The 12,133-nt window shown below is 48.3% G+C and carries 24 protein-coding genes and 1 pseudogene; 12 read left to right on the forward strand and 13 right to left on the reverse strand.

Features of this window, described 5'->3' with window-relative positions:
• Positions 1 to 24: 24 nt before the first annotated feature.
• From ACJMM9_RS08680 to ACJMM9_RS08695, 4 genes are all read right to left on the reverse strand, one after another.
• Positions 25 to 882 carry a phosphoribosyltransferase gene (locus tag ACJMM9_RS08680; protein ID WP_405325804.1) on the reverse strand — a complete coding sequence of 286 codons (858 nt, stop codon included), beginning with the start codon at positions 880 to 882 and terminating at the stop codon, positions 25 to 27.
• Positions 852 to 1,724: a glycosyltransferase family 2 protein gene (locus ACJMM9_RS08685; protein WP_405325805.1), complete on the reverse strand. Its 873-nt coding sequence runs from the start codon at positions 1,722 to 1,724 to the stop codon at positions 852 to 854. Before ACJMM9_RS08685 ends, ACJMM9_RS08680 begins: the two co-directional genes overlap by 31 nt.
• Positions 1,714 to 2,448, reverse strand: a complete 735-nt coding sequence (locus ACJMM9_RS08690) for a hypothetical protein (protein WP_405325806.1) — start codon at positions 2,446 to 2,448, stop codon at positions 1,714 to 1,716. Before ACJMM9_RS08690 ends, ACJMM9_RS08685 begins: the two co-directional genes overlap by 11 nt.
• An 85-nt stretch (positions 2,449 to 2,533) precedes the next feature.
• On the reverse strand, positions 2,534 to 2,884 hold the full coding sequence (locus ACJMM9_RS08695) for a hypothetical protein (RefSeq protein ID WP_405325808.1): 351 nt from the start codon (positions 2,882 to 2,884) through the stop codon (positions 2,534 to 2,536).
• Positions 2,885 to 2,990: 106 nt separating this feature from the next.
• On the opposite strand from ACJMM9_RS08695, the gene ACJMM9_RS08700 reads away from it, so the two are divergent.
• The gene (locus ACJMM9_RS08700; RefSeq protein WP_405325810.1) at positions 2,991 to 3,290 is read left to right on the forward strand and encodes a hypothetical protein; all 300 of its coding nucleotides are present in this window, start codon (positions 2,991 to 2,993) and stop codon (positions 3,288 to 3,290) included.
• Positions 3,291 to 3,300: 10 nt separating this feature from the next.
• Here ACJMM9_RS08700 and ACJMM9_RS08705 read toward each other — a convergent pair whose 3' ends face one another.
• A complete protein-coding gene (locus ACJMM9_RS08705) occupies positions 3,301 to 3,519 on the reverse strand; it encodes a hypothetical protein (protein WP_405325811.1) in 219 nt (72 codons plus the stop codon).
• Between the two features lie 163 nt (positions 3,520 to 3,682).
• Here ACJMM9_RS08705 and ACJMM9_RS08710 point away from each other — a divergent pair, with 163 nt between their 5' ends.
• Genes ACJMM9_RS08710 through ACJMM9_RS08720 form a run of 3 tightly spaced genes read left to right on the forward strand, consistent with a single transcriptional unit; the run spans position 3,683 to position 4,458 of the window.
• Complete coding sequence (locus ACJMM9_RS08710; protein ID WP_405325813.1) at positions 3,683 to 3,889, forward strand: hypothetical protein; 207 nt, start codon at positions 3,683 to 3,685, stop codon at positions 3,887 to 3,889.
• Between the two features lies 1 nt (position 3,890).
• A complete protein-coding gene (locus ACJMM9_RS08715) occupies positions 3,891 to 4,055 on the forward strand; it encodes a hypothetical protein (protein ID WP_405325814.1) in 165 nt (54 codons plus the stop codon).
• A 1-nt stretch (position 4,056) separates the two neighbouring features.
• Positions 4,057 to 4,458 carry a hypothetical protein gene (locus ACJMM9_RS08720; protein ID WP_405325816.1) on the forward strand — a complete coding sequence of 134 codons (402 nt, stop codon included), beginning with the start codon at positions 4,057 to 4,059 and terminating at the stop codon, positions 4,456 to 4,458.
• A 31-nt stretch (positions 4,459 to 4,489) separates the two neighbouring features.
• On the opposite strand, the gene ACJMM9_RS08725 is transcribed toward ACJMM9_RS08720, so the two are convergent.
• The gene (locus ACJMM9_RS08725) at positions 4,490 to 4,627 is read right to left on the reverse strand and encodes a hypothetical protein (RefSeq protein WP_405325818.1); all 138 of its coding nucleotides are present in this window, start codon (positions 4,625 to 4,627) and stop codon (positions 4,490 to 4,492) included.
• 32 nt (positions 4,628 to 4,659) lie between these two features.
• On the opposite strand from ACJMM9_RS08725, the gene ACJMM9_RS08730 reads away from it, so the two are divergent.
• The 4 genes from ACJMM9_RS08730 (at position 4,660) to ACJMM9_RS08745 (ending at position 6,843) form a co-directional block, all read left to right on the forward strand.
• Complete coding sequence (locus ACJMM9_RS08730) at positions 4,660 to 5,430, forward strand: hypothetical protein (protein ID WP_405325820.1); 771 nt, start codon at positions 4,660 to 4,662, stop codon at positions 5,428 to 5,430.
• A gap of 80 nt (positions 5,431 to 5,510) precedes the next feature.
• Positions 5,511 to 6,029, forward strand: coding sequence for a hypothetical protein (locus ACJMM9_RS08735; RefSeq protein WP_405325822.1), 519 nt, complete (start codon positions 5,511 to 5,513; stop codon positions 6,027 to 6,029).
• Positions 6,030 to 6,049: 20 nt separating this feature from the next.
• Positions 6,050 to 6,511: a hypothetical protein gene (locus tag ACJMM9_RS08740; RefSeq protein WP_405325824.1), complete on the forward strand. Its 462-nt coding sequence runs from the start codon at positions 6,050 to 6,052 to the stop codon at positions 6,509 to 6,511.
• Positions 6,511 to 6,843, forward strand: a complete 333-nt coding sequence (locus ACJMM9_RS08745) for a hypothetical protein (protein ID WP_405325826.1) — start codon at positions 6,511 to 6,513, stop codon at positions 6,841 to 6,843. Before ACJMM9_RS08740 ends, ACJMM9_RS08745 begins: the two co-directional genes overlap by 1 nt.
• A gap of 27 nt (positions 6,844 to 6,870) precedes the next feature.
• Here ACJMM9_RS08745 and ACJMM9_RS08750 read toward each other — a convergent pair whose 3' ends face one another.
• From ACJMM9_RS08750 to ACJMM9_RS08780, 7 genes are read right to left on the reverse strand one after another with little or no spacing between them, the layout of a single operon-like run.
• Positions 6,871 to 7,311, reverse strand: coding sequence for a hypothetical protein (locus ACJMM9_RS08750; protein WP_405325828.1), 441 nt, complete (start codon positions 7,309 to 7,311; stop codon positions 6,871 to 6,873).
• Positions 7,308 to 7,745, reverse strand: coding sequence for a hypothetical protein (locus ACJMM9_RS08755; protein WP_405325830.1), 438 nt, complete (start codon positions 7,743 to 7,745; stop codon positions 7,308 to 7,310). Before ACJMM9_RS08755 ends, ACJMM9_RS08750 begins: the two co-directional genes overlap by 4 nt.
• Positions 7,745 to 7,948, reverse strand: a complete 204-nt coding sequence (locus tag ACJMM9_RS08760; RefSeq protein WP_405325832.1) for a hypothetical protein — start codon at positions 7,946 to 7,948, stop codon at positions 7,745 to 7,747. Before ACJMM9_RS08760 ends, ACJMM9_RS08755 begins: the two co-directional genes overlap by 1 nt.
• Before the next feature lie 10 nt (positions 7,949 to 7,958).
• Positions 7,959 to 8,138: a hypothetical protein gene (locus ACJMM9_RS08765; protein WP_405325834.1), complete on the reverse strand. Its 180-nt coding sequence runs from the start codon at positions 8,136 to 8,138 to the stop codon at positions 7,959 to 7,961.
• The gene (locus ACJMM9_RS08770) at positions 8,138 to 8,533 is read right to left on the reverse strand and encodes a hypothetical protein (RefSeq protein ID WP_405325836.1); all 396 of its coding nucleotides are present in this window, start codon (positions 8,531 to 8,533) and stop codon (positions 8,138 to 8,140) included. Before ACJMM9_RS08770 ends, ACJMM9_RS08765 begins: the two co-directional genes overlap by 1 nt.
• The gene (locus tag ACJMM9_RS08775; protein WP_405325838.1) at positions 8,534 to 9,514 is read right to left on the reverse strand and encodes a hypothetical protein; all 981 of its coding nucleotides are present in this window, start codon (positions 9,512 to 9,514) and stop codon (positions 8,534 to 8,536) included.
• A complete protein-coding gene (locus tag ACJMM9_RS08780; RefSeq protein ID WP_405325840.1) occupies positions 9,499 to 10,404 on the reverse strand; it encodes a hypothetical protein in 906 nt (301 codons plus the stop codon). The genes ACJMM9_RS08775 and ACJMM9_RS08780 overlap by 16 nt, the downstream gene beginning before the upstream one ends.
• Before the next feature lie 248 nt (positions 10,405 to 10,652).
• Here ACJMM9_RS08780 and ACJMM9_RS08785 point away from each other — a divergent pair, with 248 nt between their 5' ends.
• From ACJMM9_RS08785 to ACJMM9_RS08800, 4 genes and pseudogenes are all read left to right on the forward strand, one after another.
• Complete coding sequence (locus ACJMM9_RS08785) at positions 10,653 to 11,027, forward strand: hypothetical protein (protein ID WP_405325842.1); 375 nt, start codon at positions 10,653 to 10,655, stop codon at positions 11,025 to 11,027.
• Entirely contained in the window at positions 11,006 to 11,311 is a 306-nt protein-coding gene (locus ACJMM9_RS08790) for a hypothetical protein (RefSeq protein WP_405325844.1), read from the forward strand. Before ACJMM9_RS08785 ends, ACJMM9_RS08790 begins: the two co-directional genes overlap by 22 nt.
• A 9-nt stretch (positions 11,312 to 11,320) precedes the next feature.
• Positions 11,321 to 11,575 carry a hypothetical protein gene (locus tag ACJMM9_RS08795; RefSeq protein ID WP_405325846.1) on the forward strand — a complete coding sequence of 85 codons (255 nt, stop codon included), beginning with the start codon at positions 11,321 to 11,323 and terminating at the stop codon, positions 11,573 to 11,575.
• 2 nt (positions 11,576 to 11,577) lie between these two features.
• Positions 11,578 to 12,114: pseudogene (locus tag ACJMM9_RS08800) on the forward strand (RNA 2'-phosphotransferase); the annotation flags it as partial.
• Positions 12,115 to 12,133: the final 19 nt, after the last annotated feature.

Genomic DNA, 12,133 nt, shown 5'->3' on the forward strand with positions numbered 1-12,133 from the left:
TATCCAGTCAATCATCTAATCGATTTAAATCATTCGCATAGTTTCTGTACAAAACACGGACTTATGTGTTAATTCTTTTATACGAGTCGCTTCTGATAATGACGACTCAATAAAAAGAATATAATCTGGATTACTGTATTCTATAGACTTATATTCGCCATATTTCCCCCACGCTCGACGAGCCGCCGCAGATGGCATATTCATAAGCACTAACTTATCGTATTGAATATTATGCTTAACTAGCCATTCTTCAGTCAGCGTACGATATTTCTCAAGTCGGCACGACACTAATGTCTTAATTGGGACGGTTGGTATAAATTTGGGCGTGGCCGATTTTAAAAACTGGATATAGTTCTTGCCGTCATCATTTTGCGACGGCAATGGATCTGCACACAAAACACCATCAATATCGACACATGACCGAGACAAAATGTGCTTATGGTGAAATAAATTCCACTCAAATACACGAGTTTTATCAATGCATTCTAACCACACATCTACATTATGCGAAGTATCGGTACGAGCATATACCACACCGTAGCGGATGTTATATTGTGTAGATGCCCCCGACGACTGAATCTTCGCTTTAGCTTTTGACATAGCATTCCCTGAACAAATACTATCATCGACGATAAGTACATTTTTTATTCCGTGTTGTTGTATATAAGAACCTCTATAACCACACCCATAAATACGACCGTCGATAAAAGAGTCAATATCGGTATACGGTTTATTGAGATATAAAGCAATTAAATTTGCTGGCAACATACCACTTCGAGGTATTCCAACCACCAAGTCAATATTATGCGGAATTCTATCGATATTTTTCAGTATGATATCATTTAAGTTAGCTACACTTCGGTATACGCATGTTTCTGCCATAATTCAGCCATCCTGTTATCTATTGCAATATCATCATAATCATACAGTTGTTTATATTTTTCTGGATGATTTTTCCAATTAAGTGTCGACGCAGCCGATCTACGCTTTATGCATTTATATACCCACTCTTGATTAGACTTGAATTGGTAATGATATAAAATCAACGGCTCATCACCTCGCGTTGGTGAAGCTTGTAAGTTGTCGGACAACATTTCATTGTTTAGAGTGAACGCATCATTATCCTTACCTATCGTAATTGGATTATGTGTGCGTATAACACCATTATAAGTACCATGTAAATATTGATACGTCGTATTAAGAATACTTTTGACAGGCCGATTGCCACATTGCCAAATATTCGATGCAGTATTCGACCATCCAGTTGAATTTAATAACAAATGTTTGTTAGTTCGGCTTTCTATATACTTTGCGGGAAACATATTACGCCACCCAACACAAATTTTATTATAATCTGGGTGCGCTTTACTATATGCAAACATAAAATAGTTAATATCGTGTTGATACGCTTCATCGATATACAAGAATTCGTCATCATCAATCGGAAAACACCACCAAGCCTTGGATCGGTGGTTAATATAGTCGTTGTACAACGCATATTGATTCGGCCAACCTACAATTTTTTCATACGAACACCGATCACCATACGCATTACATATAGGTTCAATAGAAACCACCGATTCATTATCAAATACATGCACATGATTAAACTTCAATACATTTAAGTACCAATGCATCCAATCAATAAAATCGGTAATCAAATACACTTTGGTTACCAATACGACTTCGGTAAACAACGTTTTATACAGATGATTATTTTCCATACGCAAACAATCTCACATATTTAGCTTTAATTTGTGGGAACGCATCAAGCACAGCAGCTAACCAATTATCTCGTCGTTCGAGACCATTAGTTTCTACTTTGTGTGTTTGTGACACCAGACCGTTACTCATCTTTACATGAACTGGGTCAATTTCAGTACCCCAACCAAAATTCAACCACATAATGGGTACATCATAATACACTAACCATGGAGTAATCCAGCTTTCATCGCAGATCGGTGTACACTTATCTCGGATTGGCTCATTTTCGATAGCATAAATTTCCTTCGGCACAACCTTTACAGGAAACATACTATTACCGTTAATTCGACCGACATTGATATACGGCCCACCAGACGGACTAATTGGATAAAGCATGTGCTTGCCTTTATAACAATGCTTTGATGCTCGGTTATAGCTGATAATCGCCTTCGGATATTGCTTATGCTTTGCTACGACGGTTTCAATCAGCTTGCTGTCGTAATAAGTGTCATCATCAATGACGAACACCAGATCCTCTGGGTCAGCAATGTGAAATATGCCATGCCTTTTATGACAGTAAGTATCTTTTTCAGTCCAGTGTAAAACCACTTTTGGTGACTTGAGGATACGTTGCAAGTCTGTTGGCAATGAATGCTCGCCGCCAGGAAATTGCGTCTTCGCCAACCATAAATGAACTTCGTCTGGCGGAAGCGTTTGCTTCGTCAGTACCATGAAAATCGCCATACCCACATTCTTGATACGACCGGGGTACGAGGTCATAGAAACTAAAATCTTACCAGTATTCGACATACCGATAAGTTTATCATTACTATCGTCGGCGAGAACGACGCCGTTTAGGTGGTTTATAGTCATCTAATGATGAATAAATCTCTTTATGTTTGTTGAACTTGAATAACCATTCGTTACATTTTTTATCGACGGTTCCTTTGCTTTCAGATTCTAGCTTTTCAAACAAGTATCGCACATATTCATGCGTGAGTGTAATGTCAGTGCCGTTATAAAGCGCAATTACAGCGGATTCAGAAAGCGAGCCTCCAATATGAAATGGGCGACCTCGACCACCAATAGGATCGTGTGGAATAGACCAATCAGCATCAGCTCGAATTTCCATTTGGAATTCCACCTCAGCGTCATATTTCTTTAATTCTTCTAACGACATATAAAACTCCTTTAGGTATAATATAGTAATACGAAATTATATTTCCCACATCGCCGCATTCCGAACCAGCCCAAATTGGACTAATTTCTCTACAAAAGGAGTCCGAATGACAGAAGCACAGCTATGCAGAACCGCCGACGGCAAGATACACTTGACATCTTCAGCAGCCGGACAAGGCGACCTCACTAAATTTCACACATACTGCGGCGAACAAGTCGTGTCAGTCCCGCACGACTCTATCACTCTCCAGTGGAAATATGGCGGAAACTACAACGAAGAGGAGAAGAAACACTTGGCAAACCTCGAAAAGATCCAAGAAGACTGGATCAATGGCGAGATTTGCCCAAAATGCAAGCAGATCCGCGAAAAGGCGGAAAGGGAATGTTTCGGTCTAGGCTGGTTGTAAATAGCGCAACCTATTTCACTTCTACGCACTGATAGTGGTAGTAGACTGGCCGTGATCGGGTCGCACCGTCCGCCCTATTAAGTTCAATTTCCTTACCAGCGTCCTTGATATATTGCTGACCAGCTTGTACGCACGTCAGCTTGGAGCTGAAACCGGGCACAGTTACCGAAGTGGCGGCATCGCTCGACTGCGGCATCCACCAAAATGCTAAAATGACTAAAGTCCACATCCGTTTTATCTCCTTGGATCAGTGAGTTTCATGCGATAAATATAGCAAAAAAGACGCCGAAGTCGGCGTCCTTTTTAGCAATTCGAAAGGTTCTTACAAGAGACAACGACGTTATGATGAACATCGAGGTCTCCTAATTGAAATATAGTACACTCGGTTGCCGATGTCAAGACATTTTGCTATATTCTTCACCATGGAACCACGCAAGCGAATATGCTACGACATGTCCGAACCGATATCCGAGGACGACCCACCGAAGATCAAGCGTCTGAAGCAGTCCTACAAGACTGAATCCGAAGGCGACGCGATGCTCGGACTGGGCATACTGGGGTTCGCCGTCGTATTGTTGCTGAAGGCGATATGGGGTTAACATGAGCAGAAAGAAGAAACAGTGGAAAGACCCATTCGATAAGTGGAAAAGCGCCGACGTCGACTATCACCGCATAGCCAGACGGATAGCCGAGGACTTCGACCCGGAACTCAAGAGGCTCCACGAGGAACGAGGGGCAGACTGCGAACTTTCGAGGAACTGGTAACATGAACGTATACGATAGATGGAACAAGCTCATCGCAGAGACCGGACTGGTCGAACGCGAGGATGACAAGGGAATGAAGTGGGAAGTGCCGCAAGGGTTCTACAAGGGAATACTGCTGGCTACGATGAACGGCCACATACATCCGTTCTTCGAGGTGAACTCGTTGGAGGAAAAGTCGCCGTGCAGCCAGCGAACTGACTTCCGTTTTTGGAAAAGCCGTGCATTCCGCAGCAGGGACAAGGTTGAAGTAGCCATCGAGCTGGTCAAGAAGTCCATGCAGCAGATCGACGAACTGCTTGCGCAAGGATACAAGCAAGCTTGCTGGTATTCCCTAGATGTTCCGGAGAACTGCCATTACGATCCAGAAACCTACGAATCCACATTGAAGAAGGAGACCACATGAAAACCGCAGTCAGATGGTTCATTACCGGGCTCTACGTAGTATGCTTGGTAGTCTTTATGCCGATATTAGCCGTATTCAACTTCCTCATCGCAATCTGCTTCTGGTGCTCACCGGACGAGAATAGGTCGATATTCGCGATCTGGAAGGAGATCATGAAGGACAACAGCATGGACAACCCTAAAGATCTATGGAAGTATTGATATGCAGAAGTATCTAGTAGCAAGCGTTTATCGCGACCAAGGCGACGAAGGAGTCCCGACCTTTTTCGATCCGCAAATCGTGTGGGGAAAGTCCGCCGAAGATGCGTGTAAGGCTGGACGCTATCCGAACAGCACCGACAAGGAAGGACGGATCTGGGGAAAGCCGACTGCGCTCGCCATCGTTTGTCCGGACGGTAGCCTTTCATACTTGACCCATTACGCCTACAGAATGGTTGACGAAACATGCAACACGGCAATCGACTACACCAAGGAACCTATGCCTCGATGGGACATCCAGAAGTTCATCGAACGCATTTCGAAAGAGCCAGCTCCGAGAGGGCCGTGGTTGCGCAAGACAATGAAAGTACACGGTAACTCGTTCGTGAAGACTAATTTCCACCAGCCCGGCGTAACGGAATCGATCATCGCTGACGGAAACTGGCTGTACTGCGGAGAACCGCTTGCCGTAGAACCGACGCAGTTGCAAGGAGTAGCATGGGAAGATGTCACCGACGAAATGGTCGACAAGCTGTTCGACCAGCTGATCAATTCGTTCTCCGCAATCGAATCCAACAAGGCGCTTCATTGGCTCGCTTCAGTAAAGTACGACGACACCAGTCCGGAACGTAAGAAGGCCATTATGGACTGCATGGAGAAGCTGCTTCCAGACTCCGTGGAAGCGTTCACTGAAGGCCCGGTGGTCAACATTCCTATAGAGGAACGGCTGATGCTCATGAAGAGCCTAATGCTGGAACACATTGCCAATTTGTAAGGACTGATATGGACGAACAACAATTAAAGAAGATAGTCGCCGAGTACGACTGCATCACCGACATCGATCCCAAGCTCGACTTGAGTCTGAACGATTTTTACCTCAAGGGTTTCAAGCATTCCATTCTCTGCCTTACCGTCGGCGGCGTATGGTTCGGGCCGTGTGGATCCAGGAATGGATACACCGAATGGGAACACTTGACCGAGGAGAAACTGCGCGACTATCTGGAGAAACAGAAGGAACGCTACGAGAAGCGCCAGAAGCAGCTGGCCAAGGCCGAGCCGACGGAAGTGAAGACGTTAGAGGCCCCGTTACACACCGAGGAGACGAAGTTCTACGTCGTGGCGGCCATCATCACGGAGGATCCGTCGAAGCCGACGTTGAAGTACTGGAAGACGAAGAACAGCTCTGGGGAATGGACTAACAGCATCGCTGATGCGACCCACTACCAGTCCGCCGGAGTCGCCAAGTCGAAGTTCAGCGGCGACCGAGGATATCTCAACAACAGCGGCATACCGTTCCTCCAGTGGTACTACGGCAATAACTTTGAGGTCTGTGCGCTTGAGGCTACGGCAACGGTAGCGTTCAGGAAAGTATGACATTAAACAAGGAGAATAACATGGCAAAAAAGAAGACTACACCACAAAAACAGACTGCCGACAATGTCGACTTGGTCAAAGAGGCTACTCGACTCAATGCAAGCGAAAAGAGGCGCTTGATGAAAGCGGCAAGGACGTTGGTCGGCAAGTGGAGCACCAGCGGCGACGGCATGTATTACCACATCGACAAGATTATGAGAATCTTGGACGACGACGTGACCAACAAGTTTGATTCCAAGGTCACGTTCGTTGTCAGAAGCGATGAATGTATCTGCATGGACAGTGGCATGATTGCTATCGACCCAGGTCTGAAGCAGAAGCTCAACATTGAGCTGTTTGCAACAAACGAATCGCAGCTTACTACGGACGAAGTAATGAAGATGCTGGACACCAATCTGGCTAGCGTGATCGAAGGCTACCATCAAGCATGCGAACGCCACAATCACAAGCCGATCAAGGTAAAGGTCGGAAAGAAGGCGTAATGGCGGCTCGTAACCAGATTAACTTCTCGTTCAATGACGGCAAGGTGACGGCGAAGTTCCTCATGCCGTCCATCGTGCCGTGCATCGACCTATACCTCGGCAAGCGGTTCATCAGCAACCACAGCATCGACGCGGTGCAAGACTGGTGCGACCGTCACAAGGACGAGTTCTTGCCGTACGGAAACGGAGAGAGCTACAAGGTTCCTGAGTCGAAGGAGACCATCGACGAGCTGGACGCAATACTCCAGAGGTTCGGGTTCCGACTTCGACGAGATCCGTTCTGGTGGTGCATGCTGAAGGGCGGCGATACAGCGATTATACTGGAAGCATAAAAGGACGGTCATTGACCGTCCTTTCTGTTATTCATTTTCGTGATCGGCGATTTGCCCTAGCACCTTCTTGACCGCCTTGATGATTCCGCTCTTGGTGTACGAATACTTGCGGTCTGGGTCATTGCAACACATTTCTTTATGTTCGTTGCTCCGCTTGAAAAAATCAACCCAGTATGTGAAGTGCGGTCTAAGTCCGCCTTCGATGCAAGTGTGGTCATAGACGAATGCCAGTTCGCCTTTGTAGTAGTAACCGATCATGTCCTTGTACCGAGGGTTGTAGGCCGTCTGCGTGAATTCATATTCAGACGCATTGACAATGGCGTCAATTTCCTTCTTGACGTCGAAATATGCTTGACTCGGTGGTACGTCCGAGAAGTCATTCTTCTTGGAAGTCTTAAATTCATCGAGGATTTCTGGGTGTACCATTTCGAGCCATCCAGCAAGTTCTTGACAATCTGAAGCGTTCATTTCTGTTCTCCTTCGGTTATCTTGTTTGCATCGTTCACGCTTTCTACGATGAACTGTCCGATCGCGTCCTGGATAGCGGCGGCTTCCTTTGGAGGCATATTCTTGGGGCCAGTGAGCAGACCCCAGCCACGCACTTCTATCGACATCTTGTCGCCGTACGCGGTGAAGTAGACGGTGGCGGAATCCTTGGATCCCTCGTACCTTATGTCCTCAAGCTTCATTGGGCACTTGGGCTCGCGGCCTTCGCACTTGGCGTTCATGGCCTCTACGATGGTTTCCATGGCGCGTTCGGCACCGAAGACGTAGTTGTCTGCTGCGATATCCATCAAGTTCGTTGGCGTAGTGACCATCTCGAAGTTGGACGCCCAGATCGTCCCCGGATTGTACTCGTCCGTCGTGAACGGCGGAGTGAAGATTTCTTTCCAGTCCATCATCAGTACAGTGCCTCGGATATCTTGTCTGCGAGCTTATACAAGTTGTTCAGCTCTTGTTCTGTCATAGCGGCAAGCTCGCCCTCGGTGAACACTTCCTTCATGGCGAAGTACGGATCGTACCATGACTCATTACAACCCATACTGTTACGAGCCGTAGTCGGAACGGCCTTCTTTACATTGTTCAAGATTTCTTCTTTTGTCATAATTTCCTCACTAGATGTCCAGTTCTATCTCGTGGAGTTCCTTGTGGCAAACTCGCCTTCTTTCTTCCGACATACGGTCGAAAGTCTCGTTCAAGTCCTGTTCAGCAATGTCTTTGTTCAGCTTGATGCCGTAGTCGTATACAATACCGTCAGTGTTGACGATCAGCTGTATGTAGAATTTCTTTTTCATCACTGTACCTCTTTGGCGAGGAAGCTCTCGTCGTAGTCGTTCGGCTCGTACACGTCGGCGATCCAAGCGTCCTCGTACTTAATTGCGGCCTCGCCATCCTCGTCGAAGAACTGCTGCTTGCCGGACATCATGTCTTGTTCGAGCTTCTTGTCGGACTTCTCCTTGGAGTTGAGAGGTTCCTTCTTGATGCCGACGTTGTCTCGGTAGAACTTGCGCTCCGGCACCGATCGAGAAAGTCGGCAAGCCTTGTGCCAGTCGTCCTCGGTGAATCCGTACTTCTTCATCACTTCGGTACGGTGCTTGAGGAACGAATCGACGTCTCCCTTGAAACTGTCGATTTCCTTGAGGAACTTGCGGAGCTTGTGCTCGTAACGGTCTTTAGGTGTTGTGTTCATTTATTTACCATTCAGTTTCTTGTTCAGTTCTGCCAGCTTGCTGGCGGTCTCGCCGTACAGCTTGGCGACTTCGAGGCAGTGCTTGATGTACTGCGCCACGCGGTCGATCGAGATACCTTCCTCGTACCAAGACGCCCTCTCTCCACAGATGGCGGCGAACTCGCCTCCAGTCTTCGCTACGTCGACCGTTATCCACAACTGTACGCAGAATTTGTCTCGCTTGGGCTTGTAGCTGATGTGGCACCCAGTATATGAGTCTGCGAGACCCGTGTTCAGTTTTGTGATGACATTCACCGGATACTTCTTGTGTGCATAGATGTGCCGTTCATATCCGTTGAAGATTTCGCTGCCGCCTACCATCGGTGCAAGCACGTCGAGGATATTGGGAAGCTGGTCTTCGGCGTCCTCGATCTTTTCATGCTTCTTGTCCAAGTTGGCATTGTTCTTCTCTCGGCGTACGTGCTTCGCCTCGCATTCGCGGAACGCGGCCATCATGCCTTCAAGCGCTCCTTCGGAACAGTGCTTCGCCCAGTCGTTATGGCACAGATTTCTGAAGTCTGGGTACTGGTCTTCGAGGTCGTGGCGAGCTCGGTTCACGCAATTGAATTCGCTAGCAAAGAATAGTTCGTGGTCGCCATCCTTTCCGTGATACCAACTAATACGCCCTTCTTCGTTGGCATACGTCTTCCAGTAATCGGTAGACAGCATACAGAACTCGAATCCGGGGCCATCGCTGTTGTAGATGATGACGTATTCCATGCCGTTAATCGCGGATACGATGCCGCTGAACAGAATGGCGTCCAGCTGCAGCACGTCCATCTCGTGAAGGTCTCCAAGATGATCCCACGACTTCTTATCGACATATTCTCGCTTGCCCAAGACCAGTCCGTGCTTGTTTGCGAACGCTTCCATGTCGGCGACGACGGATGCCGCGAAGTTGGCACGGTTGTCCTTGGTTGACTTGATTACTTTTTGTACCATTGCGGCCCTCGTCTTTCTTCCTTGAAATATTCTGCCAGCTTGTTCTGGAAGTTGTGCTGCGATAGGCGGACTTCGAAGTCGATTCTCTCATCCAGAAACTTCTTCAAGTCTTCTTCCTTTTCAGCTCGCTCGGCGGCATCCTTGGCGTGTTCACGGTTCTCGCTTTCGTCGCGCTTGGAGTCCTCGTCATTGACATGCATCAAGAACTCCTCGTTGTAGCCTTCCACGCACATCTTCGTCCAGCGGATGAAGTCCTCGTCGGTCTCGCGGTGGAACTTGTACTCGTCGTCGTGCATCTTGATGATGACGGTCTCTCCCTCGACGCGGATGTTGCCGACATATTTTTGGATGAAGTTGGGCGAATCACCGTTGTAGATCTTGAACTGGTCGTGCTTGTAGTCTGCGATGATTCCAGCGTACAGCTTGGTCTTCGTGTCCCATTCCGGCGAGTGGTTGCGGCCCTTGTAGTTGAAATACTCGTAGACGAGTTCCTTGTAGGACGGACAGTTGTCCTTGCTGAACCAGCCTCCGCCGTAGCCGAGCTTGTCATGGTATCCTTGCTTCTTGAGCCAATCGTAGGCGTCGGCGTACGGATCGATGTCCAGCTTGCGCCACTTGCCGTCGATGTACGCGACACGGGTGAGCTTGACGTCCTTGAGACAGCGTTCGTGGTCGCAGCATGTCCAGTAGGCGTCGGTTTCGTACCTATCGAACTCGATGTTGAGTCCGGTCACGTCGACTTCGAGTGCTATGTCGAAGATGCGGTGGATGTATCCGCGAGGTACGCGCCCAAGGCCGTACTTGGTAAAGTATCTGAAGTCGGAAAGATTGTCGTCCGGCGATAGTCCGCCAGACAGTACATACATCTTGTTTTGGATTTTGTAAGGCATGGTTTCAATATAGTAAAAAGGTGATCTCTTGACAAGATACTCATCAACTACTATATTTCTTTTCAACTATGACCAATGACACCTTATCAACTTGCGCAACAATCTGCACATCATGGAACCAAGGTGACATTCTATGGATATTCTTGGGAATGCTCGGACTTGTACTGATCGCCATACTGATAGCTTTCGTTGACGACCTCGGCTGGTTATATGGTCATACGTTTGATGAGTTTGATGAGTGATAGCCTATGACCCTTGACGATTTGAAGAAGATGTCTCTCCACGACATGAGAGAAACTGCGAACGCCATGTCCGACGAGGAACTTGACGCGCTCCATGACGAGGCGGAAAGCCTCTACTACCCAGACGTGCTGACCTATCCGGAATTCCGCGAGACCATGAAGGATAGTCACTATACTGGAAAGGACACTTGCTTCGTGGGCGGGTGCAACCAGCCAGCCTATTACGAAGGCGGCGACGCTCGTTACTGGTGCGGAATGTGCGAGAAACACGCGGACATCCGCTACAGGTACGTCTTCGGCCTCGTGTATGGGGAAGACTCCATCAGACGCAAGATCAAATTCAATCTAGGAGACCACCAATGTCAGAACTCGACGAAGTAAAGCAGCGTATCCTCGAAAGCTACCCAGACGCCTACGACATCATTCCGGAGCCAGATCCGGACTGGGTCAAGAACAACTACGAAGGCGGCTGTCTCTGGACTGGCTTCGACACATGGAAGTGCAAGCGCTATGGCGGCGTGTTCGCTCCCAAGCCGGAATACATGAGGGCGTACCGCTTCAAGTACAAGGAGAATCACGAGGAGCACGGTGGAGAGCTTATCGTGACTGAATGTCCGGATCCCAAGTGCAAGGACAATCCGCACAAGCTCTGCATCTTCTACTAGGAGATCGAAATGATCGAACGAATACTCAACGCATTCGGCTATGTCAAGAAGCCAAAGTACCGCGCTATCCTCGTCACATACCGCCATCTGGACGGCGCTAATGAAGTCTACGGCAATGTCTGGTACTCCACCGACAAGACTGGCAAGGATATGCTTGACGACGTATTCAAGCGAGTCAAGACCGCCTTCTTAAAGGAAAACCCAGGCATCAGCGAAGACCAATGTCCGACCATAATCATTTCCAGCATTTCAGACTTAGGATAGCTATGAAACTCACCGAACTCTCCAAGGAAATCTCCTACGCGCTGCGCCATGCGCCGCAAGAATACGAACTCGAACTGGACGAGGAAGGCTTCGTGCCTATCGACCAGCTCCTCCATGCGATCAACGAGGGCGGCAACTACGACCGAGCCGTCACCAAGGCCGACTTGGAAGAAATCATCCGCACTTCGGAAAAGAAGCGTCACGAGATCGTCGGCGACAAGATCCGCGCACTGTACGGACACAGCGTACCGCAGTTCATCAAGAAGGAAGAAGGCGTTCCGCCAAAGGTACTATACCACGGAACTACAAAGGAAGCGCTCGACGCCATCAAGAAGAACGGACTCGTTCCAATGCAGCGCCAGTACGTCCACTTGTCCGTCGACCGTGCAATGGCCGACAGCGTCGCCAGACGCAAGAAGAAGGACGTCGCTATCCTTCGCGTAGACACCGAGGCCGCCCAGAAGGACGGAATCAAGTTCTACGTCGGTAACGACAAGGTGTGGCTTGCGGACAACATCCCGTCGAAATACCTTGGCGTCGCGTTCTTCGGCCCCAAGA

The sequence above is a fragment of the Fibrobacter sp. genome (assembly GCF_045112255.1).
In the GTDB taxonomy this organism is placed as follows: Bacteria; Fibrobacterota; Fibrobacteria; order Fibrobacterales; family Fibrobacteraceae; genus Fibrobacter.

Excerpts from the sequence above, each read along its gene's own strand:
- ACJMM9_RS08760 (WP_405325832.1), bottom strand. The coding sequence starts at position 7,948 with ATGACAAAAGAAGAAATCTTGAACAATGTAAAGAAGGCCGTTCCGACT.
- ACJMM9_RS08755 (WP_405325830.1), bottom strand. The coding sequence starts at position 7,745 with ATGATGGACTGGAAAGAAATCTTCACTCCGCCGTTCACGACGGACGAG.
- ACJMM9_RS08705 (WP_405325811.1), bottom strand. The coding sequence starts at position 3,519 with ATGTGGACTTTAGTCATTTTAGCATTTTGGTGGATGCCGCAGTCGAGC.
- ACJMM9_RS08715 (WP_405325814.1), top strand. The coding sequence starts at position 3,891 with ATGAGCAGAAAGAAGAAACAGTGGAAAGACCCATTCGATAAGTGGAAA.
- ACJMM9_RS08745 (WP_405325826.1), top strand. The coding sequence starts at position 6,511 with ATGGCGGCTCGTAACCAGATTAACTTCTCGTTCAATGACGGCAAGGTG.
- ACJMM9_RS08795 (WP_405325846.1), top strand. The coding sequence starts at position 11,321 with ATGATCGAACGAATACTCAACGCATTCGGCTATGTCAAGAAGCCAAAG.
- ACJMM9_RS08710 (WP_405325813.1), top strand. The coding sequence starts at position 3,683 with ATGTCAAGACATTTTGCTATATTCTTCACCATGGAACCACGCAAGCGA.
- ACJMM9_RS08740 (WP_405325824.1), top strand. The coding sequence starts at position 6,050 with ATGGCAAAAAAGAAGACTACACCACAAAAACAGACTGCCGACAATGTC.
- ACJMM9_RS08780 (WP_405325840.1), bottom strand. The coding sequence starts at position 10,404 with ATGCCTTACAAAATCCAAAACAAGATGTATGTACTGTCTGGCGGACTA.
- ACJMM9_RS08690 (WP_405325806.1), bottom strand. The coding sequence starts at position 2,448 with ATGGCGATTTTCATGGTACTGACGAAGCAAACGCTTCCGCCAGACGAA.
- ACJMM9_RS08680 (WP_405325804.1), bottom strand. The coding sequence starts at position 882 with ATGGCAGAAACATGCGTATACCGAAGTGTAGCTAACTTAAATGATATC.
- ACJMM9_RS08695 (WP_405325808.1), bottom strand. The coding sequence starts at position 2,884 with ATGTCGTTAGAAGAATTAAAGAAATATGACGCTGAGGTGGAATTCCAA.
- ACJMM9_RS08725 (WP_405325818.1), bottom strand. The coding sequence starts at position 4,627 with ATGCTGTTGTCCTTCATGATCTCCTTCCAGATCGCGAATATCGACCTA.
- ACJMM9_RS08775 (WP_405325838.1), bottom strand. The coding sequence starts at position 9,514 with ATGGTACAAAAAGTAATCAAGTCAACCAAGGACAACCGTGCCAACTTC.
- ACJMM9_RS08700 (WP_405325810.1), top strand. The coding sequence starts at position 2,991 with ATGACAGAAGCACAGCTATGCAGAACCGCCGACGGCAAGATACACTTG.
- ACJMM9_RS08790 (WP_405325844.1), top strand. The coding sequence starts at position 11,006 with ATGTCAGAACTCGACGAAGTAAAGCAGCGTATCCTCGAAAGCTACCCA.
- ACJMM9_RS08750 (WP_405325828.1), bottom strand. The coding sequence starts at position 7,311 with ATGAACGCTTCAGATTGTCAAGAACTTGCTGGATGGCTCGAAATGGTA.
- ACJMM9_RS08685 (WP_405325805.1), bottom strand. The coding sequence starts at position 1,724 with ATGGAAAATAATCATCTGTATAAAACGTTGTTTACCGAAGTCGTATTG.
- ACJMM9_RS08765 (WP_405325834.1), bottom strand. The coding sequence starts at position 8,138 with ATGAAAAAGAAATTCTACATACAGCTGATCGTCAACACTGACGGTATT.
- ACJMM9_RS08730 (WP_405325820.1), top strand. The coding sequence starts at position 4,660 with ATGCAGAAGTATCTAGTAGCAAGCGTTTATCGCGACCAAGGCGACGAA.
- ACJMM9_RS08785 (WP_405325842.1), top strand. The coding sequence starts at position 10,653 with ATGACCCTTGACGATTTGAAGAAGATGTCTCTCCACGACATGAGAGAA.
- ACJMM9_RS08770 (WP_405325836.1), bottom strand. The coding sequence starts at position 8,533 with ATGAACACAACACCTAAAGACCGTTACGAGCACAAGCTCCGCAAGTTC.
- ACJMM9_RS08720 (WP_405325816.1), top strand. The coding sequence starts at position 4,057 with ATGAACGTATACGATAGATGGAACAAGCTCATCGCAGAGACCGGACTG.